The sequence below is a fragment of the Pseudomonas sp. 9AZ genome, from assembly GCF_902506525.1.
In the GTDB taxonomy this organism is placed as follows: domain Bacteria; phylum Pseudomonadota; class Gammaproteobacteria; order Pseudomonadales; family Pseudomonadaceae; genus Aquipseudomonas; species Aquipseudomonas peli.
This window is the reverse complement of the sequence record NZ_LR733840.1, coordinates 4,267,990-4,291,563: the sequence shown is the minus strand read 5'-3', so window position 1 is coordinate 4,291,563 and position 23,574 is coordinate 4,267,990. Positions and strand designations below refer to the sequence as shown.

General features: G+C 61.8%; 25 protein-coding genes. 4 read left to right on the top strand and 21 right to left on the bottom strand.

Annotation, left to right across the window (positions count from 1 at the left end; translation table 11 throughout):
* Window positions 1-19 precede the first annotated feature (19 nt).
* A complete protein-coding gene (locus ALTER154_RS19930) occupies window positions 20-748 on the bottom strand; it encodes an SDR family oxidoreductase (protein ID WP_160089680.1) in 729 nt (242 codons plus the stop codon).
* Window positions 749-848: 100 nt separating this feature from the next.
* On the opposite strand from ALTER154_RS19930, the gene ALTER154_RS19925 reads away from it, so the two are divergent.
* Complete coding sequence (locus ALTER154_RS19925) at window positions 849-1,346, top strand: helix-turn-helix domain-containing protein (RefSeq protein WP_160089678.1); 498 nt, start codon at window positions 849-851, stop codon at window positions 1,344-1,346.
* On the opposite strand, the gene ALTER154_RS19920 is transcribed toward ALTER154_RS19925, so the two are convergent.
* The 9 genes from ALTER154_RS19920 to ubiE all read right to left on the bottom strand — a co-directional run bounded on the left by ALTER154_RS19920 (window position 1,343) and on the right by ubiE (window position 7,257).
* Window positions 1,343-2,050: a 16S rRNA (uracil(1498)-N(3))-methyltransferase gene (locus ALTER154_RS19920; protein WP_160089676.1), complete on the bottom strand. Its 708-nt coding sequence runs from the start codon at window positions 2,048-2,050 to the stop codon at window positions 1,343-1,345. The two genes, ALTER154_RS19925 and ALTER154_RS19920, sit on opposite strands and share 4 nt — an antisense overlap.
* Complete coding sequence (gene tatC / locus ALTER154_RS19915) at window positions 2,047-2,850, bottom strand: twin-arginine translocase subunit TatC (protein WP_160089674.1); 804 nt, start codon at window positions 2,848-2,850, stop codon at window positions 2,047-2,049. The genes ALTER154_RS19920 and tatC overlap by 4 nt, the downstream gene beginning before the upstream one ends.
* Entirely contained in the window at window positions 2,847-3,203 is a 357-nt protein-coding gene (gene tatB / locus ALTER154_RS19910) for a Sec-independent protein translocase protein TatB (RefSeq protein WP_160089672.1), read from the bottom strand. The genes tatC and tatB overlap by 4 nt, the downstream gene beginning before the upstream one ends.
* 3 nt (window positions 3,204-3,206) lie before the next feature.
* A complete protein-coding gene (gene tatA, locus ALTER154_RS19905) occupies window positions 3,207-3,446 on the bottom strand; it encodes a twin-arginine translocase TatA/TatE family subunit (RefSeq protein WP_090254894.1) in 240 nt (79 codons plus the stop codon).
* A 28-nt stretch (window positions 3,447-3,474) separates the two neighbouring features.
* Window positions 3,475-3,807: a phosphoribosyl-ATP diphosphatase gene (locus ALTER154_RS19900; protein ID WP_090255176.1), complete on the bottom strand. Its 333-nt coding sequence runs from the start codon at window positions 3,805-3,807 to the stop codon at window positions 3,475-3,477.
* Between the two features lie 7 nt (window positions 3,808-3,814).
* Window positions 3,815-4,216, bottom strand: a complete 402-nt coding sequence (gene hisI / locus ALTER154_RS19895; RefSeq protein WP_160089670.1) for a phosphoribosyl-AMP cyclohydrolase — start codon at window positions 4,214-4,216, stop codon at window positions 3,815-3,817.
* Between the two features lie 67 nt (window positions 4,217-4,283).
* Window positions 4,284-5,873: a ubiquinone biosynthesis regulatory protein kinase UbiB gene (ubiB, locus tag ALTER154_RS19890; protein ID WP_160089668.1), complete on the bottom strand. Its 1,590-nt coding sequence runs from the start codon at window positions 5,871-5,873 to the stop codon at window positions 4,284-4,286.
* The gene (locus ALTER154_RS19885) at window positions 5,870-6,487 is read right to left on the bottom strand and encodes an SCP2 domain-containing protein (RefSeq protein ID WP_160089666.1); all 618 of its coding nucleotides are present in this window, start codon (window positions 6,485-6,487) and stop codon (window positions 5,870-5,872) included. Before ALTER154_RS19885 ends, ubiB begins: the two co-directional genes overlap by 4 nt.
* Window positions 6,487-7,257: a bifunctional demethylmenaquinone methyltransferase/2-methoxy-6-polyprenyl-1,4-benzoquinol methylase UbiE gene (gene ubiE / locus ALTER154_RS19880; protein WP_090254901.1), complete on the bottom strand. Its 771-nt coding sequence runs from the start codon at window positions 7,255-7,257 to the stop codon at window positions 6,487-6,489. Before ubiE ends, ALTER154_RS19885 begins: the two co-directional genes overlap by 1 nt.
* A 205-nt stretch (window positions 7,258-7,462) precedes the next feature.
* Between ubiE and ALTER154_RS19875 the strand changes: the two genes are divergently transcribed.
* The 3 genes from ALTER154_RS19875 to ALTER154_RS19865 all read left to right on the top strand — a co-directional run bounded on the left by ALTER154_RS19875 (window position 7,463) and on the right by ALTER154_RS19865 (window position 9,099).
* Window positions 7,463-7,741, top strand: coding sequence for a polyhydroxyalkanoic acid system family protein (locus tag ALTER154_RS19875; RefSeq protein ID WP_090254902.1), 279 nt, complete (start codon window positions 7,463-7,465; stop codon window positions 7,739-7,741).
* 148 nt (window positions 7,742-7,889) lie between these two features.
* On the top strand, window positions 7,890-8,330 hold the full coding sequence (locus ALTER154_RS19870) for a phasin family protein (protein ID WP_090254904.1): 441 nt from the start codon (window positions 7,890-7,892) through the stop codon (window positions 8,328-8,330).
* A gap of 10 nt (window positions 8,331-8,340) precedes the next feature.
* Complete coding sequence (locus tag ALTER154_RS19865) at window positions 8,341-9,099, top strand: phasin family protein (protein ID WP_160089664.1); 759 nt, start codon at window positions 8,341-8,343, stop codon at window positions 9,097-9,099.
* 63 nt (window positions 9,100-9,162) lie between these two features.
* Here ALTER154_RS19865 and ALTER154_RS19860 read toward each other — a convergent pair whose 3' ends face one another.
* From ALTER154_RS19860 to betB, 11 genes are all read right to left on the bottom strand, one after another.
* Window positions 9,163-9,777: a TetR/AcrR family transcriptional regulator gene (locus ALTER154_RS19860; RefSeq protein ID WP_160089662.1), complete on the bottom strand. Its 615-nt coding sequence runs from the start codon at window positions 9,775-9,777 to the stop codon at window positions 9,163-9,165.
* Between the two features lie 87 nt (window positions 9,778-9,864).
* The gene (gene phaC, locus ALTER154_RS19855; protein WP_160089660.1) at window positions 9,865-11,547 is read right to left on the bottom strand and encodes a class II poly(R)-hydroxyalkanoic acid synthase; all 1,683 of its coding nucleotides are present in this window, start codon (window positions 11,545-11,547) and stop codon (window positions 9,865-9,867) included.
* A 192-nt stretch (window positions 11,548-11,739) separates the two neighbouring features.
* The gene (phaZ, locus tag ALTER154_RS19850) at window positions 11,740-12,600 is read right to left on the bottom strand and encodes a poly(3-hydroxyalkanoate) depolymerase (RefSeq protein ID WP_090254912.1); all 861 of its coding nucleotides are present in this window, start codon (window positions 12,598-12,600) and stop codon (window positions 11,740-11,742) included.
* Between the two features lie 155 nt (window positions 12,601-12,755).
* A complete protein-coding gene (gene phaC / locus ALTER154_RS19845; protein WP_090254914.1) occupies window positions 12,756-14,435 on the bottom strand; it encodes a class II poly(R)-hydroxyalkanoic acid synthase in 1,680 nt (559 codons plus the stop codon).
* Window positions 14,436-14,809: 374 nt separating this feature from the next.
* Window positions 14,810-15,184 (bottom strand): gamma-butyrobetaine hydroxylase-like domain-containing protein, encoded by a 375-nt coding sequence (locus ALTER154_RS19840; protein WP_160089658.1) that lies wholly within the window; start codon window positions 15,182-15,184, stop codon window positions 14,810-14,812.
* A gap of 57 nt (window positions 15,185-15,241) precedes the next feature.
* A complete protein-coding gene (gene hslU / locus ALTER154_RS19835; RefSeq protein ID WP_160089656.1) occupies window positions 15,242-16,582 on the bottom strand; it encodes an ATP-dependent protease ATPase subunit HslU in 1,341 nt (446 codons plus the stop codon).
* 27 nt (window positions 16,583-16,609) lie between these two features.
* A complete protein-coding gene (gene hslV, locus ALTER154_RS19830) occupies window positions 16,610-17,140 on the bottom strand; it encodes an ATP-dependent protease subunit HslV (RefSeq protein WP_090254921.1) in 531 nt (176 codons plus the stop codon).
* A gap of 141 nt (window positions 17,141-17,281) precedes the next feature.
* Complete coding sequence (locus ALTER154_RS19825) at window positions 17,282-17,965, bottom strand: SPOR domain-containing protein (protein ID WP_160089654.1); 684 nt, start codon at window positions 17,963-17,965, stop codon at window positions 17,282-17,284.
* The gene (argS, locus tag ALTER154_RS19820) at window positions 17,966-19,705 is read right to left on the bottom strand and encodes an arginine--tRNA ligase (protein ID WP_160089652.1); all 1,740 of its coding nucleotides are present in this window, start codon (window positions 19,703-19,705) and stop codon (window positions 17,966-17,968) included. It lies immediately after the preceding gene.
* Window positions 19,706-19,918: 213 nt separating this feature from the next.
* Window positions 19,919-21,607, bottom strand: coding sequence for a choline dehydrogenase (betA, locus tag ALTER154_RS19815; RefSeq protein WP_160089650.1), 1,689 nt, complete (start codon window positions 21,605-21,607; stop codon window positions 19,919-19,921).
* A 147-nt stretch (window positions 21,608-21,754) separates the two neighbouring features.
* Window positions 21,755-23,227, bottom strand: a complete 1,473-nt coding sequence (gene betB, locus ALTER154_RS19810) for a betaine-aldehyde dehydrogenase (protein ID WP_160089648.1) — start codon at window positions 23,225-23,227, stop codon at window positions 21,755-21,757.
* Window positions 23,228-23,574: the final 347 nt, after the last annotated feature.

Below are 23,574 nucleotides of genomic sequence, written 5' to 3'. Positions count from 1 at the left end.
TTGGGCGAGCGCGCAGTCGTTAGAACGTCTCAGACCATGGTCGCAGATCCAGCTCATGCACCCAGCAATCACGAGGCTGGCAATGGATCTGCCAGTAGGTGTCAGCGATGTGGTCGGGATTGAGAATACCGTCCTGATCCTTGAGCTGGTACAGCTGCGGAAAGGTGTCGCGGATAAACGCGGTGTCGATGGCCCCGTCAATAATCGGGTGGGCGACATGAATGCCCTTGGGGCCGAGTTCGCGGGCCATGCTTTGGGCCAGCGCACGCAAGGCGAACTTGGCGCTGGCGAAGGCAGAGAAATTGGCCCGGCCACGCAAGGAAGCGGTGGCGCCGGTAAAGATGATCGTGCCCTGGCCACGCGGTAGCATCACGTTGGCCGCCTCACGACCGGTAAGAAAACCGGCCAGCGCGGCCATTTCCCAGACCTTGCGGTAGACCCGCTCGGTGGTTTCGGTGATGGAAAACTGCACGTTGGCGCCGATGTTGAACACCACCGCATGCAGAGGGCCGACCTCGCGCTCAATGGTGGCGAACAGCTCGATCACCTGCTCCTCAACGCGTGCATCGCAACCAAAGGCGCGGGCAGTTCCGCCAGCCGCTTCGATCTCCGCCACCAATGGCACGAGTTTCTCGGCGTTGCGTCGTGCCACGCAGGCGACGTAACCCTCGCGGGCGAAGCGTTTGGCGATGGCGCCGCCGGTGGCGTCACCGGCGCCGACGACCAAAATTGTTTTGCGTTCGCTCATTGCTGTCTCCATCAGTTCTATTTTGGAACCTGGTTCGATAGTCGGTTCCATTTTGGAACCTGTCAAGCTATCGTGAGCCATTGCTGTTGGAGGTTGGCTTATGCGTTGGGAAGAACTGGAGCAGCAACCCTGCTCGCTGGCCCGCACCCTGTCGGTGGTGGGTGATCGCTGGACGCTGTTGGTGCTGCGCGAGAGTTTTCTCGGTATTCGTCGTTTCGATGCGTTCGAGAAACGTCTGGGGATTACCCGGCATGTGCTGGCCGATCGCCTGAAAAAACTGGCTGAAGCGGGCGTACTGGACAAGGTGGCGTATCAGCAGCGGCCGTTGCGTGAGGAGTACTGCCTGAGCGCCAAGGGCCGTGATCTGTATCCGGCCATCATGGCGCTGGTGCATTGGGGCGACCGCCATATGAGCGGCGCCGAGGGTGCACCGATCCGGCACATCCACCGCAGCTGCGGCCAGCCGATGCATGGCGTACTGGTGTGTTCGGACTGTGGTGAGCCGCTGCAGCCGCGTGACGTTCAGTTGGTTGAAGCGCCAGCGCTCAAGGGTCAGCTACTGCCGGCGCATTGGCATCAACTGCAGGAGCAGGGTTAGAACAGTCGCGCCAGTAATGCAGTAACCGCTGTTTCCACCCGCAGAATTCGCGCGCCCAGCTGCACCGGCTGCAGGCCGGCTTCGGTGAGCTTTTCCACTTCGTAGGGAATCCAGCCGCCTTCTGGGCCGATGGCCAGCGTCACAGGCTGTTCGACTGCGCGCGGGCAGGCTGGGAAGTCGCCGGGATGGCCGACCAAGCCCACTGTTCCAGCAGCGATGCCAGGCAGCTGATCTTCGACAAAGGGCTTGAAGCGCTTCTCGATAATGACTTCCGGCAGCACGGTATCGCGGGCCTGTTCCAGGCCGAGAATCAGCTGTTCGCGAATCGCTGCGGGTTCGAGGAAAGGCGTCTGCCAGAAGCTTTTTTCCACCCGGTAGCTGTTCAGCAGAATCAGCCGAGGCACGCCCATACTGCTGACGGTTTGTAACACGCGCCGCAGCATCTTCGGCCGGGGCAGGGCGAGCAGCAGGGTCAGGGGTAGTTTCTCAGGCGGCGGCTGATCGAGCTCCACAGACAACTCGGCCTGCTCAGCATCCAGGCGCAGCAATTGGCCGCTGCCCATCAGGCCATTCAGGCGGCCTACGCGCAGGCTGTCGCCCGCTTCGGCGCGGTGCACGTCATGCAGGTGCTTGAGGCGACGGCCGCTGAGCAGCACGCGGTCGGCAGCGATAAAGTCGCCGTCTTCCAGCAGCAGCAGGTTCACGGTTGTGCAGCGGGTGGTTGGTCGTTGGTCGAACTGTCGCTTTCCTCTGTCGCCGCGGTTTCCTCGTCGTCACGGCGCTTGACCAGGCTGCCGCAGAGCAGGCCTGCTTCAAACAGCAACCACATGGGTACGGCCAGCAGGGTTTGCGAGAACACGTCTGGCGGTGTCAGCACCATGCCAACGACGAAGCAGCCAACGATCACATAGGGCCGGCTTTTACGCAGGGTGGCGACATCGACCACGCCAACCCAGATCAGCAAAAAGGTCGCGATGGGGATTTCGAAGGCCACGCCAAAGGCGAAGAACAGGGTCAGAACGAAATCCAGGTACTGACCGATATCGGTCATCATCGCCACGCCTTCCGGGGTCACGCTGGCGAAGAAGCCGAACATGATCGGGAACACCACGAAGTAGGCGAAGGCCATTCCCGCATAGAACAGCAGGATGCTGGAGATCAGCAGCGGGACGGCAATGCGCTTCTCATGCTTGTACAGCCCCGGCGCGATAAAGCCCCAGATCTGATGCAGGATGATCGGGATGGCCAGAAATAGAGCGACCATCAGGGTCAACTTGAACGGCGTAAGGAACGGCGAGGCCACACCGGTGGCGATCATCGTTGCGCCTTCCGGCAAGTAAGCGCGCAGTGGCGCGGCGACCAGTGCGTAGATGTCCTGAGAGAAATAGAACAGCCCGGCAAACAGGGCGAACACCGCTGCGACAATGCGCAGCAGGCGCGTGCGCAGTTCGGTCAGGTGGGAGACCAGGGGCATTTCCTGATCGCTGTCCGGTCGTTGGCTCATGGTTGTGGGCTTTTGTCCTGACGGGTGCTGTCGGTAGCGGCTGCCGGCTCTGCGGCGGGTGCGGCGTTGGTTGTGCTCGGTTCGCTGGTACTGCTAAGCGGCGCGCTGAGGCTTTGTTTCATCGCGTTCATTTCCCGCTCCAGCTCAAGGATCTGCTCGTTATGCAGCTGGCGGCGGATTTCATCCGCGCCGATCTCACGCTCGACCTCAGCCTTGATCGCGCTGAAGCTGCGTTTGATCCGACCGATCCACAAACCTGCCGTGCGCACTGCGCCGGGCAGGCGATCAGGCCCCAGCACCACCAGGGCGACGATGCCGACCAGCAGCAGTTCGGTAAAGCCGATATCAAACATGGCTTAGTCTTTTTTCGCCGGTTCTTCGACCTTGCGCGCCTGAGCGTCGATGGTCTGACCTTTCGGCTCATCCACGGCAGGGGCCGGCTTCTCTGCGTCGCCGTTGTCCATCGACTTACGGAAGCCCTTGATCGCGTCGCCCAGGTCAGAACCCAGGCCCTTGAGGCGCTTGGTGCCGAACAGCATGACCACGATCAGCAGGATGATCAGGAGTTGCCAGATGCTAATGCCACCGAATCCCATAATGCGTACTCCGAAAGTGAAGGTTTAATCAGTCTTGCGAGCGTGCGGCTTTTTCCGCGTGCCCGGAGAGGCCAAAGCGCCGGTCCAACTCGTCCAATACCGCCTGGGGGTGCTGGCCGAGGGCGGCAAGCATAACCAGGCTGTGGAACCACAGGTCGGCGGTTTCATAAATCACATCGCTGCAGTCGCCGCTGACGGCTGCATCTTTGGCGGCGAGGATGGTTTCCACCGACTCCTCACCGACCTTTTCCAGAATCTTGTTCAGGCCCTTGTGGTACAGGCTGGCGACATACGAGCTGTCGGCGGCAGCGCCTTTGCGCGACTCCAGCACCTCGGCCAGGCGGCTCAGGGTATCAGTCATGGCCGAGTTACTCATGGGTATGTCCTGCGCTGTAGATGGCGTGCGGGTCTTTCAGTACCGCTTCGACGATTTTCCAGGTGCCGTTCTCAAACACCCGGTAAAAGCAGCTCTCGCGGCCGGTGTGGCAGGCGATACCGCCCAGCTGTTCAATCATCAGGATGATCACGTCGGCGTCGCAGTCCAGGCGCATTTCATGCAGTTTCTGCACATGCCCGGATTCTTCACCTTTACGCCAGAGTTTGCCGCGCGAGCGTGACCAGTAGATGGCACGTTGTTCGGTGGCCGTCAGGGACAGCGCCTCACGGTTCATCCAGGCCATCATCAGTACACGGCCGGTCTTGTGGTCCTGGGCGATGGCCGGTACCAGGCCGTCGCTGTTCCAATTGATGTCGTCGAGCCAGTCAGTCATTGCAAGTTCCGCCCATCTCGGGCTGTCTGATTCAGAAAGCTAGTGTGCCAGTGCCTACCCGGTGTGGCTATCGGCGCAGCACCAGATAGAGGCCGCCCGCCAGCATTAGCCAGCTCGGCCAGGCGATCAGGCTCAGCGCCAGGCCCTGTGTAGCAGCGCCACCGATCAGCGCTGCGCCGAGCAAGCGTGCAGGCCATTGGCGGCGTGCCACGGGCTGCTCCTGGTGGCTGGCCGGTTGCTGATTGAGGCGCTCAAGGGTTTCACGGGCAATTTGCGACAGATGCGGCACCTGCTCGGCCTGCAGTTGCAGGTTGCGCAGCAGCTGCAGCGGGCTGATGCGCTCACGCATCCAGCGCTCAAGGAAGGGCTGGGCGGTGCTCCACAGATCCAGGTCGGGGTAGAGCTGGCGGCCCAGGCCTTCGATATTCAGCAGGGTTTTTTGCAGCAGCACCAGCTGCGGTTGCACTTCCATATTGAAGCGCCGCGCGGTCTGGAACAGGCGCAGCAGCACCTGGCCGAAGGAGATGTCCTTCAGCGGTTTTTCGAAGATCGGCTCGCAGACGGTGCGGATCGCCGCCTCGAAATCATTGATCTTGGTTTCCGCCGGCACCCAGCCCGAGTCGATATGCAGCTGTGCCACGCGACGGTAATCGCGCTTGAAGAAGGCAATCAGGTTGCGCGCCAAGTAGTCCTGATCTTCAGCGGTGAGGCTGCCGATGATGCCGCAGTCGATCGCGATGTATTGCGGGTTCCATGGCGTGCGCGTGCTGACGAAGATATTGCCGGGGTGCATGTCGGCATGGAAGAAACTGTCGCGGAACACCTGGGTGAAGAAAATCTCCACGCCGCGTTCGGCCAGCAGTTTCATATCGGTGCGCTGATCGGCCAGGGTTTCCAGGTCGGTAACCTGAATGCCGTAGATGCGCTCCATGACCAGCACCTTCGGCCGGCAATAATCCCAGTACACCTGCGGCACATAGAGCAGCGGCGAGCCTTCGAAGTTGCGCCGCAGCTGGCTGGCGTTGGCCGCTTCGCGCAGCAGGTCGAGTTCGTCGTAAATGGTCTTTTCGTAATCGCTGACCACTTCCACCGGGCGCAGGCGACGCGCATCCGCGGAGGCGCGCTCGGCCACTTTGGCCAGTAGGAATAGCCAGGCGATGTCCTGCTCAATGACCGGTTTTAAGCCTGGGCGGATGACTTTGACCACCACCTCTTCGCCGCTTTTCAGCTGCGCGGCATGCACCTGGGCGACCGAGGCCGATGCCAGCGGTTGCGTATCAAAACGGGCAAACACTTCACCGACCTTTGCGCCCAATTGGGATTCGATCAGTGCCAGCGCCTTGGCCGGGTCGAAGGGCGGTACCTGATCCTGCAGCTTGGCCAGCTCGTCAGCGATATCAGTGGGCAACAGGTCGCGGCGGGTGGAAAGCAGTTGGCCGAACTTGATAAAGATCGGCCCCAGTTCTTCCAGCGCCAGACGCAGACGTGCGCCGCGCGACAGCAGCAGGTTGCGGCGTGGCAGCCAGCGCCAGGGCAACGCATAACGCAGCGCGCGTGCCCAGAAGGGCAGCGGCAGGGCGAATAACAGGTCGTCCAGCTGGTAGCGAATGACTACGCGCTGGATACGCAACAGACGACGAACGGCAAGCAGCTTCATGCGATGGGCTTATGGCGTTGGGCGAGGCGCTCGATGCGCGCGTCGAGTCGGTCGAGGGATAGCTTGAGGTGGTCCAGTTCGGCGAAGCGCGCATCGGCTTCGCGCTGGCCGACCAGGCTGCGGGATTCTTCACTGAGGTAATCGGCCAGGTTCAGGCGCAGGCTGTCGAGCGCCTGGCTGCTCCAGTTCACCCGGCTGCGCAGATGGCCACCGAGCAGCTGGCTGCCGACTGGGCCGAGCCAGCGCGACAGCTCGTATTCCCAGTCCAGCTCAAGGTCCTGAAGGATTCCGGCCAGCTCCAGCAGGGCGGCGCTGTCGCCATCCAGCGTGACGTCCGGGCTGTGCAGGATGCTGGTCTTGTCGCGGCTCACGGCCAGGCGCAACAGGCTGGCGGCGGGGGCGCGCAAGTGACAATCAGCATCGCCGGCCCATTGCGCGGCCAGTTGCAGGCCGCTGGCGCTAGGCAGAATAAACAGCTGCAGATTTGGCGCGGCGCACTCCACGGCAATCACCCGGCCGCTCAAGCGCGCCAGGCGCGGCAGCGCGGTGCTGTCCATGGCCAGCACGCGATTGAGGCCGAGCTCGACGCCGGCCAGCAGCCCGGTCAGCAGCATCAGGGCTTGATGCCGCGGTGCAGGGCGACGATGCCGCCGGTCATGTTGTGGAAGGTCACGCGCTCGAAACCAGCTTCAACCATCATCGCCTTGAGGGTGTCCTGATCCGGGTGCATGCGGATCGACTCGGCCAGGTAGCGGTAGCTTTCGGCGTCGTTGGTGATCAGCTTGCCGGCCAGCGGCATGAACTTGAACGAGTAGGCGTCGTAGAACTTCGACAGCAGCGGACTGGACGGTTTGGAGAATTCCAGGATCAGCAGGCGGCCGCCCGGCTTGAGCACGCGCAGCATCGAGCGGATGGCGTCTTCTTTGTGCGTCACGTTGCGCAGGCCGAAGGCGATGGTCACCACGTCGAAATGGTTGTCCGGGAACGGCAGTTTTTCCGCATCGGCCTGAACGAAGCTGACGTTACCGGCCACGCCTTTGTCGAGCAGGCGATCACGGCCGACGCGCAGCATCGATTCGTTGATATCGGCCAGCACCACTTCGCCAGTCGGGCCGACCAGGCTGGAAAACTTGCGGGTCAGGTCGCCGGTGCCGCCGGCGATATCCAGCACCCGGTTGCCGCTGCGCACGCCAGACAGTTCGATGGTGAAACGCTTCCACAAGCGGTGCATACCGCCAGACAGCACGTCGTTCATCAGGTCGTACTTGGCCGCGACCGAGTGAAAGACTTCGGCGACTTTTTCCGCCTTCTGGCTTTCCGGCACGCTCTGGAAGCCAAAGTGCGTGGTGGGTTCGCTGTCGCTGCTCTTGCGCGGATCGTTCATCGTGGCCTTTCCTAAAACACAGAGGCTGCATCTAAAGTGGCGGCCATTCTAAACCCAAAAAGCCCCGCTGGGTTTGGGCCGTGCGGCGGCGAACCACAAAGTTCTGCAACGGACTGAGCGCTGACGTCGTGTGCAGCTTGCGGTCTGCAGCCTTGCTATAGTCGCAGCGACGTAAGGTCGCAGTTAACGGGCGAGGAGAAATGCCATGGCCAAAATCACCGTAGAACGTCCCCACACCCTGGGGCGCGAAGTCGCCCGGGAAAAAGCCGAGCAACTGGCCGAGCGCCTCGCTCGTGAATATGACGTGCGTTACCGCTGGAATGGCGACACGCTGGAATTCAAGCGCAGCGGCGCGGATGGGCGTATTGAGGTGCATGACCACAGTGTGCGCGTACAGCTCAGCCTAGGGCTGTTGCTGTCGGCGATGAGTGGCAGCATCAAACGCGAGATCGAAGAGGTGCTGGACAAGAATCTGCAGGCCTGAGGTTTACGGCCGTTGCTGCTCTCTTTTTGAGCATGGCTCCTGCAATTTTCCGCATGCTTAGTATGCGGTTTCTAATTTTCATCGATACCGTGCACCTAAGCCTGCATTCCGTGGGCGTTTCCTCGAAACACTTAGAGTGAGGTGCACCATGTCGAAAGTTGCCGTTAAAAAGAAAGCCGTCGTTGAAGAAACCAGCACTGTGCTGAGCGACGCGAAAGTTTACGCCCGCAAAATCTGGCTGGCAGGTCTGGGCGCATACGCCAAAGCCGGTCAGGAAGGTTCCGAGTACTTCAAAGAACTCGTGAAGAGCGGCGAAGGCGTTGAAAAACAAGGCAAAAAACTGGTCAACGAACAAGTTGAAGCCGCCAACAGCCAGATCGACAGCGTTAAGACCACTGTCACCAGCAATGTCAGCAGCGTGAAAGGCAAGTTCGAAGTTCAGCTCGACAAAATCGAGAAGGCCTTCGATAACCGTGTTGCCAGCGCCCTGAATCGCATGGGTATCCCGTCCAAGCAGGATGTTGAAGTACTGTCTGCTAAGCTGGATGAGCTGAGCGCGTTGCTCGAGCACGTCGCGCGTACCAAGTAAGGAGAGCAGGATGGCTGTCAAAAAGAAAACCGAAAAGCAAACCACTTCCTGGATCGGCGAAGTAGAAAAATACTCGCGTCAAATCTGGCTGGCTGGTTTGGGTGCCTACTCCAAGGTCAGCAAGGACGGCAACAAGCTGTTCGATACGCTGGTCAAGGATGGCGAAAAAGCTGAGAAGCAAGCCAAGACCGAAGTTGACAAGCAAGTTGGCGCAGTGAAGACCACTGTGGGTTCGAAAGTGGACACTGCCAAATCGAAAGTTGATGAAGTCAAAGACAAGGCTATTGGCAAGTGGGGCGAGCTGGAAGAAGCCTTCGACAAGCGTCTGAACAATGCCATTTCGCGTCTCGGTGTTCCGAGCCGCAATGAAGTGAAAGCGCTCAACGCCAAAGTTGAAAGCCTGACCAAGCAGATCGAGCAACTGACCGGTGTTTCGGTCAAGTCGGTCAAGCCTGCTGTGAAGAAAGTAGCGGCCAAACCAGCTGCTAAGCCAGCAGCCAAGCCGGCTGCTAAAGCAGCCGCCAAGCCTGCAGCGAAACCTGCTGCCAAGCCAGCGGCTAAACCGGCCGTCAAGGCTGCAGCCAAACCAGCGGCTAAACCTGCTGCCAAAGCTGCTGCTAAGCCAGCCGCCAAGCCAGCAGCTAAACCCGCTGCCAAGGCACCAGCCAAGCCGACCGCCGCGAAGCCCGCTGCTGCTCCGGCCGCCGCTGCTGCACCTGCACCGGCCGCTGCACCTGCTGCACCTGTAACACCTGCCGCCCAGTCGTAAGACGCGCAGCAGTCAACGCAAACGCCCGGCCTAGAGCCGGGCGTTTGCGTTTATGCATTCGCGTTAATCTTCGAGGTAGCGCTGCGCCAGGTGTTCGGCGGCGTAGCGTGACTCTTCGGCCAGATGTGGAGCCACCAGCATCATCACCTGATACACCACCAGGCGACTCTCGCCTTCGCGACCGATGATGCGTTGGTAGTCCAGGGAAAACAGCAGGGTCAGGGTTATTTGCTCGACCAGTTGGCCGAGCGAACGTGTGTCGCTTTGCAACTGGCCATCAAGTTGCAGCTGGGCGAGCAATTCGGCCAGCGCGCGTTTCAGGGTGTTGAGCCAATGACGCATGCCGCGTTCCAGTTTTGGCAGACGGCTGGTCAGGTTGGACAGGTCCTGGAACAGGAAACGGTAGTGCGCCAGGCGCTCGACGATCAGGTGCAGAAACAGCCAGTAATCTTCCACATCCAGCTGCACGTCTTCGGGCGGTGAAAGCAACGGCGCGAGTTCCGCTTGAAAGCGCTCGAACAGACCGAGGATCAGCGGCTCTTTGCCATGGAAGTGGTAGTAGAGGTTGCCTGGGCTGATGCCCAGCTCGTTGGCGATTTCCAGGGTGGAGACATTCGGCTCGCCCTTCTGGTTGAACAGCAGCAGGGCACATTCAAGGATTCTGTCGCGGGTTTTCATCCGGTCTTCTTATTCTGGCCGCGGGAAGGCTGACGATACCTGGCCGCATGGGTTTGCGGCCAGTTTGATCAGGCATGTTTGGGTGTTTTAGCGCACGTGCACATAGGTGCCGGGCGCAGCTTCCATGGCTGGGTAGTGCTGGTTACCAAGCGCCATCAGGGTGTCCTTTTGTTCACCCGAACGCTCCTGCATCCAGCTCAGCCACACCGGCCACCAGCTGCCTTGCACGTGCTCGGCATCGTGGTACCAGGCGCGCGGGTCACCAGTGAGCTTGGGGTTCTCCAGGTAATTGGACTTCGGATTACCCGGCGGGTTGAGAATGCTCTGGATATGTCCGCTGTTGGAGAGAATAAAGCGCCGATCACCGCCCAGCAGCAGGGTAGAGCGGTACACCGCATCCCAGGGGGTGATGTGATCGTTGATCCCAGCGACGCTGAAACTGTCGACCGTAACCTTCTGCAGATCGACGGGTGTACCGCAGACTTCCAGGCCGCGTGGGTGGGTCAGCGGGTTGTGCTTGAAGAAATCGATCAGGTCGCCGTGTAAAGCAGCGGGTAGGCGGGTGTTGTCGTTGTTCCAGTAGAGAATGTCGAAAGCCGGCGGCTGCTTGCCGAGCAGGTAGTTATTGATCCAGTAATTCCAGATCAGGTCGTTGGGGCGCATCCAGGCGAACACCCGTGCCATGTCGCGACCGTCTAGCACGCCCTGCTGGTAGGAGCGGCGTTTGGCGGCTTCGAGGGTTAGCTCATCGGCAAACAGCATGGCCGGGCTGTCGATCTGGCTGTCCAGCAGGCTGACCATGTAGGTGGCGCTGGCCACTTTGCGCAGCTGGCGCTTGGCCTGCAGATGACCTTGCAGTGCCGCAATGGTCAGGCCACCGGCGCAGGCGCCGAGCAGGTTAACGTCCTTGCTGCCGGTGATTTCGCGGCAGGCGTCGATGGCGACTTCCAGCGCTTCCACGTAGCTAGAAAGCCCCCACTCGCGGTGTCGCGGGTCAGGGTTGCGCCAGCTGACCACGAAGGTCTGCAGGCCATTCTTCAGTGCGTACTGGACGAAGCTCTTCTCGCTGGAGAGGTCGAAAATATAGAACTTGTTGATTTGCGGCGGCACGATCAGCAACGGCTTGGCGTACTGTTTTTCGCTCATCGGCTTGTACTGGATCAGCTCCAGCAGTTCACTGCGAAACACCACGGCACCGCTGGTGGTGGCCAGGTTGCGGCCGACTTCGAAGGCATGTTTGCTGACCTGGCTGGGCATGCCGTCGTTATTGACCAAGTCATCGAACAGGTGACTCACGCCCTTGAACAGACTGCTGCCGCCACTGTTGAATAGCTCTTTGATGACTTGCGGGTTGAGCAGGGTGTTGCTGGGCGCCAGGGCATCGCCGAGCAGGGTGGCGACAAAGCGCGCACGGGCACGGTCGTCAGCGTCCAGGTTGCTTTCGTCGATCCAGCTGTTCAACTGCTTCTGGCAGGCCAGGTAGGCTTGCAGGCTGCGGCTGTAGATCGGGTTGTCACGCCAGGTCGGGTCGGCGAAGCGCGGGTCCTGCGGGTTGACCTTGAACGGTTTGTCACCCAAGAGTACGCGGCCCAGTTGACCGCCCAGTGCGGCGACATGGCGGGCGCTGTGAATGGGTTGTTTGATCCCTTGCAGCGCCAGGCCGCGCAGGGTGGACAGCAGGTCGCGGCCGCGCAGACCGACCACTGCGTTTTGGGCATTCATCGCGCTGCTGCGTACGGGCAGGGCACGTTTGGCAGGTTGGTCTCGCATTGGGCAACACTCCGTCGTCAAACCATGAGACTTGATAAGCAGCAAGGCTTATACCAATGCGCGCGCATGGGCGTTCCAGACTGCCGCGCGCTAATTCTCAGGTAATACAACGTGCCCGAAAGTGGGTCAAGCACTGTGCTTGGGCACAGCCCCGGTGCGTGTTGTTGACGTGCTCGCCCAGCTTGAGTGCGCTTAGCCGAGCGTGCGGGCTGGCGCGGGTTGTGGGTGCATGATCGCGCGCTGCCTTTCTTCCTCAAGAAACTTCATGATGATCGGCGCTACAGCTTCGGCGCGGGTTACCAGGAACAGGTGGCCGTCGTCGATCACGTGCAATTCCGAGTTGGGGATGCGCCAGGCCAGCAGACGCATGTTCACCAGCGGGATGAGCGGGTCATCATCGCCGGCCATCACCAGCGTCGGTTGGCGAATCTTGTGCAGCCAGTGGATGCTGGTCCAGCCGAGGCCGGCAAACAGCTGCCAGTAGTAGCCCATCTTGCCGCCCGAACGGACTTTACTGGCATGCGCCAGGGCCAGTTTCGGGTCGCGGCGGAATGCGCCACCGTAGATTTCCGGGGCAATCTGCACGCCGTAAGACGGTTGCACATAACGCCGCGGGCTGGCCATGCACCAGAGCACCTTGGGTTTGCCAGGCACCATCACCGCGCCGGCCGAGGTGGCCGCGAGGATCAGCTTCTTGCAGCGCTCGGGGTAATCATGGGCAAACTGCTGCGCCAGGGCTCCGCCCCATGACACGCCAATCGCATTGACCTGACCGTAGTCGAGGTAATCGAGCATCCGTGCGGCCAGTTTGGCCAGGCCAGGAAAGCGGTAGGGCGTGCTGGGCGTGGAGGAGCCGCCGACACCGGGTACGTCGAAGGCGATGACCTCCAGGCCGGGGTCCAGGGCGCGCACGAACGGCATGACCAGCTCCAGGTTGGCGCCGATGCCGTTAAAGATCAGCAACGGAGTCATCTCGCCGTTACCGGGGCGAACCGCGGTGCGGATGGTCTGGCCGTCCAGTTCAATGGTGCGGAATACGAAAGGTAGCGACATGCGCAAAAGCCCTATCAATTAAAACGCTGGATCAGACCCTCCGGGTCTTTTCCAGAAACACCAGGGCTAAGCCTGGTTCGCCTCACCCGCGCCAATGCGCGGGTGGGCGAGCGACACCTCCAGTGCCGCGGGCAGTGTGCGCAGTGCGCAGGTGATCAACGTTCGTGCACGTAGGTGCCGGGAGCCGCTTCGCCGGCCGGGTATTTTTTGTTGCCCAGCTGCGTCGGTGCCTTCTTGTGCGCGCCGGAGCGCTCGCCCAGCCAGACTTGCCAGTGCAGCCACCAGGAGTCGGCATGTTTGGTCGAACTGGCTTGCCAGGTTTTCGGGTCCGCATGCATCTGGGTGTTGGTCATGTAGCGTGCTTTCGGGTTACCCGGCGGGTTGAGAATGCTCTGAATATGCCCGCTGTTGGACAGGACGAACTCGACATTACCGCCGAACAGATTGGCCGATTTGTAGCACGACTCCCACGGCGTAATGTGATCGGTGGTGCCGGCCACGCAGTAGAGGTCGCTGGTAACCTGCTTGAGGTCGATTGGCGTGCCGCAGACTTCCAGTGCGCCCGCGCGGATCAGCGGGTTGGAGGTAAACATGTCGATAAACTCGCCATGCAGGGCCGCGGGCAGGCGCGTGGTGTCGTTGTTCCAGTAGAGGATATCGAACACCGGTGGCTCGTTACCGAGCAGGTAGTTGTTGACCCAGTAGTTCCAGATCAGGTCGTTGGGGCGCATCCAGGCGAACACCTTGGCCATGTCGCTGCCTTCCAGCACACCGGCCTGATAGGAGCGGCGCTTGGCCAGCTCCAGGCTCTTTTCGTCGGCGAACAGCGCCACATCGGTTTCCAGACGGTTATCCAGCACGCTGACCAGCAGGGTCAGCGCATGCACCTTCTTCTCACCCAGCGCGGCGTAATGGCCCAACAGCGAGGTGGTGGTCAGGCCGCCGGAGCAGGCGCCGAGCATGTTGATGTCTTTGCTGCCGGTGACGGCGGTGACCACGTCGATGGCTTCTTTCAGTGCTTCGATATAGGTCGACAGGCCCCACTCGCGATGTGCCTTGGTCGGGTTGCGCCAGCTCACCACGAAGGTTTGCACGCCATTGCGCAGCAGGAAGCGCGCCACGCTCTTTTCCGGCGACAGATCGAACACGTAGAACTTGTTGATCTGTGGTGGTACTACCAGCAGAGGACGTTCGTGTACCTGCTCGGTGATCGGCTTGTACTGGATCAGCTCCAGCAGGTCGTTGCGGAAAATCACTGCGCCATCGGTGGTGGCCAGGCTTTTACCGACCTCGAAGGCGTTCATGTTGACCTGGCTGGGCATGCCGCCGTTGTTGACGATGTCCTGGGCCAGGTGCGACAGGCCGTCGAGCAGGCTCTTGCCGCCGGTTTCGAAGAAGCGCTTAACAGCGGCCGGGTTGGCCATGCTGTTGCTGGGGGCCATGGCTTCGGTCATCAGGTTGATCACGAAGTGACCACGGCTGGCATCCTGTTCGGACAGGTTGCTGTGCTCGACCCAGTCATGCAGCTCCTTGCGCCAGGCCAGGTAGGTCTGCAGGTAGCGGCGGTATAGCGGATTCTGGCTCCAGGCGGGATCGGCAAAGCGCCGGTCGCCATCGGCGGGGGTGAGGTCGGATTGGCCGAGCATCACGTTCTTCAGCTCCATGCTGAAGTGGGCGAGGTGTTTGGCGCTGTGCAGGGGTTGCTTGAGGGCTTGCTTGAGTACGACTCGGGCGGAGCTAAGTAGGTCTTTACCGCGGATGCCGATCACCGGGTTAAGGCCCAGCGTGTTCTCGGAGGCCTGGTGTTTCAGGTCATCATTATTCTTATCTGTCATCTACAACGCTCCATTGTCCTGAGACGAAATACCGGCGTACTGCTGTGCTCGGCGACACAGGGCTAAGGGCCAGGTATTGCCCGGATTACCAAGGGCGGATTGCTCCGCAATCGTCCTCGTCGCAGGGGCTGCCTGGCGCGAGAAACTTCCAACTACTTGGTTACCCGAGTTTGAGAATTTGTGCAAGCCGGCCGCGATCCTGGCCGAATGCGTGATGAGTATGCAGGGAAGGATTAGAAAATGCGCTCTAACCCGCCAGGATCAACGAGCTAGACGGGCTGCTGCGCTGTGGCAGATTGCCGTTTGGTGGTGCGGGAGTGAGGAAATAGCTGAAGCACCTGGGTCAATTCCTGACGGTATATCGCCTGGGCACTTCAGAGCATCAGCTTGACCACGCTCTCGCTGGGATCGCGGGACTTGCCGGCGGCGGCGAGGGTGGCGAGGTAATCGTTCCACAGTTCAGTCTGGCGCAGGGATAGCTGCTCCAGATAATCCCAGGTGAACAGGCCGCTGTCGTGGCCGTCATCGAAGGTCAGTTTGAGGGCGTAATTGCCCGCTGGCTCGATCTTGTTCAGGCCGACGCCGAGCTTGCCGGTCTGCAGGATCGGTTTGCCGTGGCCCTGCACTTCCGCCGACGGCGAATGCACGCGTAGGAACTCGGCGGGCAGGGTATAGCGCTCGTCCGTCCCGTAATGCAGCTCCAGGGTTTTCGAGGCTTTGTGCAGTTTTATTGCGGTTGGGATGCGCATGCTCGCTTCCTGAATGGCGCCCTGGCCCGGAGAGCATCCGGGCCAGGGCGGGGCGCGTTACAGAATATAGCGCGACAGGTCTTCGTCCTGCGCCAACTCGCCGAGGTGGCTGTTGACGTAAGCGGCGTCGATCACGATCGGCGTGCCGTTCTGCTGGCCAGCCAGGTCGCCAGCGCTGAAAGAGACTTCCTCCAACAGGCGCTCGAGCAGGGTGTGCAGGCGGCGCGCGCCGATGTTCTCGGTCTTTTCGTTGACCTGATAGGCAATCTCGGCGATGCGCTTGATGCCTTCGGCAACGAACTGGATGCCCAGGCCTTCGGTGTTGAGCAGTGCAGCGTATTGCTCGGTGAGCGAGGCATGCGGCTCGGTGAGGATGCGCTCGAAATCCTGCGGGGTCAGGGCTTTCAGCTCCACGCGAATCGGCAGGCGGCCTTGCAGCTCGGGCACCAGGTCGCTCGGCTTGCTCAGGTGGAACGCGCCGGAGGCGATAAACAGGATGTGGTCGGTTTTCACCATGCCCAGCTTAGTGTTCACCGTGCAGCCTTCGATCAGCGGCAGCAGGTCGCGCTGCACGCCTTCGCGGGACACGTCGGCACCGCCGGTGTTGCCGCGTTTGGCCACTTTGTCGATCTCGTCGATAAACACGATGCCGTTCTGTTCCACGGCTTCCAGGGCCTGGGCCTTGAGTTCTTCCTCGTTGACCAGGCGCGCGGCTTCTTCATCGCGCACCATCTTCAGGGCTTCCTTGACCTTGAGCTTGCGGCTCTTCTTCTTGCCCTTGCCCATGTTGGAAAACAGGCTTTGCAGCTGGTTGGTCATCTCTTCCATGCCCGGCGGAGTCATGATTTCGATGCCGGCCGGCGCATCGGCCACTTCGATCTCGATGTCCTTGTCATCCAGCTGACCCTCGCGCAGGCGCTTGCGGAACAGCTGGCGGGTGTTGGAGTCGTTGCTCGGCGCCGGGTCTTCGTTGAAGCCGGTGCGTGGCGGCGGCAGCAGGGCGTCGAGGATGCGCTCTTCGGCAGCATCTTCAGCGCGGTGGCGCACTTTGATCATCTCCTGCTCGCGCAGCATCTTGATCGCCGCATCGGCGAGGTCGCGGATGATCGACTCGACATCACGGCCGACATAGCCGACCTCGGTGAACTTGGTCGCTTCCACCTTGATAAACGGCGCATTGGCCAGCTTGGCCAGGCGGCGGGCGATTTCGGTCTTGCCGACGCCGGTCGGGCCGATCATCAGGATGTTCTTTGGCGTGACTTCAGCGCGCAGCTCAACCGGCAGCTGCATGCGCCGCCAGCGGTTGCGCAGGGCAATGGCCACGGCGCGCTTGGCGTCATCCTGACCGATGATATGGCGGTTGAGTTCGTGAACGATCTCGCGGGGCGTCATGGACATGCGGGTTTACTCCAGAAGAAGGCGCGCTTACTCAGCGCAGTCTTCTTCTTCGATAGTCAAGGTTTGGTTAGTGAAGACACAAATGGAGCCGGCAATGTTCAGCGCGGTTTCGGTGATTTCACGGGCACTCAAATCGGTTTTCTGCAGCAGGGCCATGGCTGCGGCTTGGGCGAAACCGCCGCCGGAGCCCATGGCGATCAGGCCATGCTCGGGCTCAACCACGTCGCCGTTGCCGGTGATGATCAGCGAGGCGTCCTTGTTAGCCACTGCCAGCATGGCTTCCAGGCGGCTCAGCGAGCGGTCGGTGCGCCAGTCTTTGGCCAGCTCGACGGCTGCGCGCACCAGATGGCCCTGGTGCTTTTCCAGCTGGCCTTCAAAGCGTTCAAACAGGGTAAAGGCGTCGGCGGTGGCGCCGGCAAAACCGGCCAGCACCTGGCCGTGGTACAGGCGGCGAACTTTCTTCGCGTTGCCTTTCATCACGGTATTGCCGAGGGACACCTGGCCGTCGCCGCCCATGACGACTTTGCCGTTGCGGCGCACTGAAACGATGGTGGTCAAGGGGAGAGTCTCCACGCAGCGGGGCGAAAGTGCCCAATGCCGAATGAAGTGGGGGCAGCGGCAGCCCGCTTCAAGCCCTGTAGCGCATGCTGTCCGACAAATAGTCGGCAGAGCGCGCCGCAGGGCCTGAAATCGTGCGGTTTATTGCGCCTGACGCTGCTGTAACAACAGATTGCTGAAGCCGCTGGCGGAGAGGGTTTTCTGCGCCTGGCCGAGCTGTTCGCGGGTGGCGAAGGGGCCGACCAGCACGCGGTGCCAGGTTTCCTCGCGCACCGTTCCGGATTCCACCTGCACGCTTTGCCCGAGCAGGATGATCTGCGCGCGCAGGCTGTCGGCGTCGTCCTTGCGGCGGAACGAGCCAGCCTGAAGGAAGAACTGCGAGCTGACCGGACCTTTGGCGACCACCGGCGGCGGTGGCGGCACCTGGCCGTTGAGTGCCGCTTCGGCGCGTGCGGCATCGATCTTCGCGGCTTCTTCCGGGGTGACTGGTTTCTGCTCAGGCACGGCCACCGGTTGCTCGATGGCCTGCGGCGGCAGGATCACTTCTGATTCTGGCAGCAGGGTGTAGAAGTCGTACTTGGGCTTGGCAGGCTCGCTGGTAGCGGGCTTGGCGGCTGCAGCTTTGCTGGCCTGAGTGGCGCGCTCCTGTTCGACCTTGGTGCGCTTGATCTCGTCGCGGCCCGGTTCGAGGCTGAACAGAAACACCATAAAGCCGCCGATCACCAGACCGCAGACCAGCCAGAACCAGCCCGGCACCGGTTTTTTCGAGGGTGCCTGGTAACGGCTGGCGCCGCGTTTGGCGGCAGGTTTCTTTTTCGCCGCCACTTACATGCGCTCCAGGGTTTCCAGGCCGAGCAGTTCCAGGCCTTGCTTGAGCGTGCGCGCGGTCAGTGCGGCCAGGCGCAGGCGGCTGTTGCGCAGCGCTTCGTCCTCGGTGGAGAGGATCGGGCAGTTTTCGTAGAAGCTGGAGAACAACCCGGCCAGGTCGTACAGGTAGGCGCAGAGCAGGTGCGGCTCGCCCTTGTCGGCGACGCTGGCGAGCACTTCGGCGAACTGCGCGAGTTTCCCGGCCAGTTCGATTTCGTGAGCGGCCTGCAGGTTGAGGTTGCCGCCGATCTCGTCGAAACCCTTGCCCAGCTTGCGGAATACGCTGGCCACGCGGGTGTAGGCGTACAGCAGATACGGCGCGGTGTTGCCCTCAAAGCTCAGCATCAGCTCGAAGTTGAAGCGGTAGTCGCTGGTGCGATGCTTGGACAGGTCGGCGTATTTCACTGCACCGATGCCCACCGCGCGAGCGATCTGGCGCAGTTCGGTTTCGTCCAGTTCAGGGTTCTTGCCTTTGACCAGGGTGTAGGCGCGTTCTTCGGCTTCATCGAGCAGGTCGACCAGCTTCACCGTGCCGCCGTCGCGGGTCTTGAACGGGCGGCCATCGGCGCCGTTCATGGTGCCGAAGCCCATATGTTCCAGCTGCATGCTGGCCGGGACGAAGCCAGCCAGACGCGCGGCAGTGAAGACCATCTGGAAGTGCAGGGCCTGGCGCTGATCGACGAAGTACAGCGCGCGATCAGCTTTCAATACATTGGCGCGGTAGCGGGTAGCTGCCAGGTCGGTGGTGGCGTACAGGTAGCCGCCGCCGGCTTTCTGCACGATCAGCGGCAGCGGGTTGCCTTCGGCGTTCTTGAACTCGTCCATAAACACGCACTGGGCGCCGTCGCTTTCGCTGAGCAGGCCCTTGGCCTTGAGATCGGCGACCACGTTGGCCAGGTCGTCGTTGTAGGCGCTTTCACCTTTCACGTCGGCCATGCTCAGCTTCACGCCGAGGCGGTCATACAACGCCTGGCAGTGGCTCAGGGAAATATCGTTGAAGCGGTGCCACAGGCGCAGGCATTCGGCGTCGCCGGCTTGCAGCTGCACCACCAGCTCGCGGGCCCGCTCGGCGAACTCAGGGGATTCGTCGAAGCGCTTCTTCGCCGCGCGGTAGAAACCTTCCAGGTCCGCCAGCTCGCTTTCGGCGGCGGCCGGGTTTTCCTGCATAAAGGCCAGCAGCATGCCGAACTGGGTACCCCAGTCGCCCACGTGGTTCTGCCGGATCACCTCGTCGCCGAGGAACTCCAGCACCCGCGCCACGCCGTCACCGATGATGGTCGAGCGCAAATGGCCGACGTGCATCTCTTTGGCCAGGTTGGGCGCCGACAGGTCGACCACCACGCGCTGCGCCGGGCCGGCTTTGCGCACGCCGAGCTTGGCGTCAGCCAGCAGGGCATCCAGGCGCGCGGCCAGGGCTTGGGTGTTCTGATAGAAATTGAGGAAACCCGGGCCGGCGATCTCGACCTTGCTGATCGCAGCATCGCTCGGCAGCGCGGCGATCAGCTTCTCGGCCAGGTCACGCGGCTTCATGCCGGCCGGCTTTGCCAGCATCATGGCGATGTTGCTGGCAAAGTCGCCGTGGGTCTTGTCCTTGGTGTTCTCCACCTGAATGGCCGGGCTCAGGCCTTCCGGCAGCACGCCGTCGGCAGTGAGGCGGGTCAGGGCTTGCTGGATCAAGTGGCGAATGCTGTCTTTCATGGTCTGCTCGGTCGGCCGTGGGGGCGGCGGCGCACAAAGGCGCTGGTTGAAAACTGCGCATTATCGACGCCCTTCGCCCGCAGCTTCAAGCAGCGCGTGGTTTCGCCGGGCTAAAGGCCGCCGCGATGGGCTGCAGATCACGCCGCGCTGGGCATATATAGACAAACGCCGCAGAGGCGAAACCACTGCGGCGTCTGGATGTAGCGTGAAGCGTTACGCGGAGCGCTGCGCCGTGCCGCGCACCGCCGCGTTACCCGCGACGAAATAGGGCGCGCTGCTGCGTGGCAGCGGGGCGCGGCCACGGATTTTGTCGGCGATCTTCTCGGCCATCATGATGGTTGGCGCATTCAGATTGCCGGTGACAATCAGCGGCATGATCGACGCATCCACCACCCGCAGGCCTTGCACGCCGTGCACCCGGCCCTGGCCGTCGACCACTGCCATGTCGTCTTCACCCATCTTGCAGGAACACGACGGATGGTAGGCCGTTTCCGCATGTTCGCGGATAAAGGCGTCCAGTTCGGCGTCGGTTTGCAGCTCGGCGCCGGGGCTGATCTCACGGCCGCGATACGGGTCCAGGGCGGATTGCGCCATGATTTCGCGGGTGATGCGGATGCCGTCGCGGAACTCGCGCCAGTCCTGCTCGTGCGCCATGTAGTTGAAGAGGATGCTCGGGTGCTGGCGCGGGTCTTTGGATTTGACCTGAATGCGCCCACGGCTTGGCGAGCGCATGGAGCCCATGTGCGCCTGGAAGCCGTGTTCCTTCACCGCGTTGCTGCCGTTGTAGTTAATCGCCACCGGCAGGAAGTGGTATTGGATATTCGGCCATTCGAACTCGCTGCTTGAGCGGATAAAGCCGCCGGCCTCGAACTGGTTGCTGGCGCCGATGCCCTTGCCGAGGAATAGCCAGTTGGCGCCGATCATCGGCTGGTTCCACCATTGCAGCGCCGGGTACAGCGACACCGGTTGCTTGCAGGCGTATTGCAGGTACACCTCCAGGTGATCCTGCAGGTTCTGGCCGACGCCAGGCAGGTCGTGCACCAAGGGGATGTCCAGCTCGCGCAGCAGCGCCGCCGGGCCGACGCCGGAGCGTTGCAGCACCTGCGGTGAGGCAATCGCGCCGCCACACAGCAGCACTTCGCGGCGCGCGTTGACGGTGATCGGTGTGTCGTTATCGCCCTGCAGATACGCCACGCCGCTGGCGCGTTTGCCGCTGAACAGAATGCGGTCAGTCTGTGCGTGGGTAACGATGGTCAGATTTGGCCGCTCGCGCGCTTGGTCGAGATAACCACGCGCGGTGCTGGAACGGCGGCCCTTGGGCGTGACGGTACGGTCCATTGGGCCGAAGCCTTCCTGCTGGTAACCATTGAGGTCGTCGGTGCGCGGATAACCGGCCTGCACGCCGGCTTCGATCATGGCGTGGAACAGCGGGTTATTGCCGTTTTTCGGCGTGGTTACCGACACCGGGCCATCGCCGCCGTGGTATGCATTGGCGCCGATGTCACGGGTTTCCGCCTTGCGGAAATACGGCAGGCAATCCAGATAGCTCCAGTCTTCCAGGCCTTTTTCCTCGGCCCAGCCGTCATAATCCATGGCGTTGCCGCGGATGTAGCACATGCCGTTGATCAGGGACGAGCCGCCCAGGCCCTTGCCGCGCCCGCACTCCATACGGCGGTTGTTCATATGCGGTTCGGGTTCGGTCAGGTAGGCCCAGTTATAGCGCCGGCCTTGTAATGGGAAGGCCAGAGCGGCGGGCATCTGGGTGCGAAAATCCAGGCGATAATCCGGGCCGCCGGCTTCCAGCAGCAGCACGCTGACGTCGGCGTCCTCGGTCAGGCGGGTGGCCAGCACGTTACCGGCCGAGCCGGCGCCGATGATGATGTAGTCGAATTCCTGGGGCATAAAAGCTCCTGTAGCCCGGATGCACTCCGGGGAAAACGCGGTGACTGTTCCCGGATTGCATCCGGGCTACGGGGCGGTGATTTTTGTGGGAGGGGGCTTTAGCCGCGATACTTTTCGCGGCTAAAGCCCCTCCCACGGGCGTGATATTCAAAACACCGAGGTGTAACCGCCCAGCTCAACCTGTACCGATTTGATCCGCGTGTAGTGCGCCAGGGTGGTCAGGCCGTTTTCGCGGCCGACGCCGGATTGCTTGTAACCGCCCACTGGCATTTCTGCCGGCGATTCGCCCCAGGTGTTGATCCAGCAGATGCCAGCTTCCAGCTTGTGGATCACCCGGTGCGCGCGGTTCAGGTCGCGGGTTACCACGCCGGCGGCCAGGCCGTACTCGGTGGCGTTGGCGCGGCGGATCACTTCTTCTTCGCTGTCGTAAATCAGAATGCTCATCACCGGGCCGAAGATTTCCTCACGGACGATGGTCATGCCGTCGTTGCAGTCGGTGAATACCGTCGGTGCGACATAGGCGCCTTTGGCGTAGTCGCCCTCGGTCACGCGGTTGCCGCCGATCAGCAGGCGCGCGCCTTCGCTACGGCCCTTTTCGATATAGCCGAGCACGCTGTCCATATGCGCCGCGCTGACCAGCGGGCCGAAGTTGGTGGCGTCATTCAGCGGATCGCCGAGGCGGATGCGTTTGACCCGCTCAACCACCTTGGCCTCGAAGCGGGCCTGCAGCATGCGCGGCACAAACACGCGGGTGCCGTTGGTGCAGACCTGGCCGGAACTATAGAAGTTGGCCATGACCGCGATATCGGCGGCGCGGTCGAGGTCGGCGTCCTCGAAGATGATCAACGGCGACTTGCCGCCCAGCTCCATGGTCACTTCCTTGAGCGACGAGCTGGAGGCGCTGGCCATGACTTTCTTGCCGGTCACGGTGCCGCCGGTAAAGGAAATCTTCTCGATGCCCGGGTGTTCGGTCAGCCACTGGCCGACTTCACGGCCGCTGCCGGTCAGCACGTTGAACACGCCATCCGGCAGGCCAGCGGCGCTGTAGATTTCGGCCAGTTTCAATGCGCTGAGCGAAGTCACTTCGCTGGGTTTGAAGATCATCGCGTTGCCGGCGGCCAGGGCCGGGGCGGATTTCCACAGGGCGATCTGGATCGGGTAGTTCCATGCGCCAATACCGGCGACCACGCCGAGCGGCTCGCGGCGGGTGTAGACGAAACTGGTTTCGCGCAGCGGGATCTGCTCGCCTTCGATGGCCGGAATCAGCCCGGCGTAGTACTCCAATACGTCGGCGCCGGTGACGATATCGACGTAGCGGGTTTCGGAGAGCGGCTTGCCGGTGTCGAGAGTTTCCAGCTCGGCCAGCTCATCGTTGCGCTCGCGCAGAATGTCCACGGCCTTGCGCAGGATGCGCGAACGCTGCATGGCGGTCATCGCCGCCCACACCTTCTGGCCTTCGGTGGCGCTGGCCACGGCCAGTTCCACGTCCGCCTTGCTGGCGCGCTGCACGCTGGCCAGCACTTCACCGTTGGCCGGGTTGATGCTCTCAAACGTCTGGCCACTGCTGGCCGCTACATAACGGCCACCGATATAAAGCTGCTGTTCGTCGAAGCGTGGCATGGTGCGTTCCTCGTGGGCGGTGGGCGACGCGAGCCGCCTGGCGCAGGTCGTTGGTCTAGGCAATATAGACGCAAGGCTAAATTATCTTAATTGAACGATCAATCAATAAAAACGACAGGGCGCAGTCAAACACGACACGCAGGGCCTGTAGGCGTTGGTATTCGGGGTGTTTGAGGTTTTGCGCCAATCAAGTGCTCGCCAGCCGTGCTGGCGGGGTCAGCGGGGTATGTAGGAGCGGTGGGGGCACCTAGTCATTGGCTGCGATGTTATTCGAGTTACCGCGAATCGCGGGCAAGCCCGCTCCTACAAAGCTGAGCATTCCTACGGCAGTCCACTCAGCTAGCGGC